1 protein-coding gene is annotated in these 1,200 nt (G+C 49.4%); it reads right to left on the bottom strand.

Features of this window, described 5'->3' with window-relative positions; translation table 11 throughout:
• Window positions 1–28: 28 nt before the first annotated feature.
• On the bottom strand, window positions 29–1,018 hold the full coding sequence (locus tag ACIPUG_RS21410; RefSeq protein WP_075277924.1) for an IS110 family transposase: 990 nt from the start codon (window positions 1,016–1,018) through the stop codon (window positions 29–31).
• Window positions 1,019–1,200 lie beyond the last annotated feature (182 nt).

Raw genomic sequence — 1,200 nt, 5'->3', positions numbered from 1 at the left:
TGAGTAACCGTGTTGTTAGTCAAGTCCTCTAACCGGCTACCACCCCATGATTTTTATCATAGGGCTGCTGCGTATGCAGCACGCCATAACACAGATGGACCAGTTTCCTCATCGCCGCTCCTATCGCCACCATCTTCGCTTTTCCTTTTAGCCGCAGTCTTTCATAGAGGGCTCTCACATGACTGTTCCAACTGATAGCCGCTATGGCTCCCATATACAGTTTTGCCCGGATACCCGGCGGCCCTATTTTCGACAGTCTGGCCCTGCCACACACCGAGGTGCCTGAACGACGTTCAACCGGGATAACGCCCAGGTATGCCGCCACCTGTTCCGCGCTCCTGAAGTTATTGCCCCGGATGATGGCTAACATATTCCACCCGATTTGCTCTCCCACTCCATCAATCGATTTCAGCAGTTTCAGGTCGTTTTTTAGCCTGGGATGCTTATCTATATGCTCCGCTATCAGGCGTTCAATCCTTGCCAGCTCATCCTTTAAGTTTTGTTCAATCGACTCCAGCGAGGTCAGGATTTCTTCCGGGGCCGTGGTGGATTTTAACGTGCTCAGTCGATTTTCTATGCGTTGTTTATCATTCAGCAGACTATCCCTGTGCTGTAACAAGGCTTTGAGTTTCCTTATTTCTTGCGAAGGCGGGAGCCAGTTTTCTGGTTGTTTCAGGCAGCCATAGCACGCCAGAACATAGGCATCCACTTTATCCGTCTTCGTCAATATCCCCATTCCTTTGGCGAATTCACGCACCCGATGAGGGTTTATCACGGAGACAAGAATGTCCGACTGATGAAGGCCATCAGCGAGGTGTTCGTGATAAACCCCAGTGGCTTCCATGATGATATGAGCCTGACTCGGGTCACATTTTTGCAGGATTAACCATTGAGCCAAGGCCTGTGCTGAGTTGGGGTCATTGGGTAACACTTTCGTCTTCCGTTTACCTTTAATGCCATCAACCAATAAGCACACATCGATGAAACGTTTACTGATATCAATGCCGACGTAATACATAATGTCCCCCTTTCACTGAAGCCGTCACGCCCGTTCCGCTTGTACATTCAGAGTCAGTGCTCTAGGTAACCGTTCAATGTTAATGCTGGCGTGAAAGGTGAAACAGAGGGCTTAAACTCAATCGCAAGGTTGATAGCCTTAGCGCCCTGCGGAAGCTCACTCTGTTTCATGTAGTGATAGCT

This window comes from Pectobacterium sp. CHL-2024 (assembly GCF_044751765.1).
Lineage (GTDB): Bacteria > Pseudomonadota > Gammaproteobacteria > Enterobacterales > Enterobacteriaceae > Pectobacterium > Pectobacterium brasiliense.
This window is presented reverse-complemented; position numbering and strand designations above follow the sequence as displayed.

Bases quoted from the DNA above. Each gene is read 5' to 3' on its own strand.
- ACIPUG_RS21410 (WP_075277924.1), bottom strand. From the start codon at position 1,018: ATGTATTACGTCGGCATTGATATCAGTAAACGTTTCATCGATGTGTGC.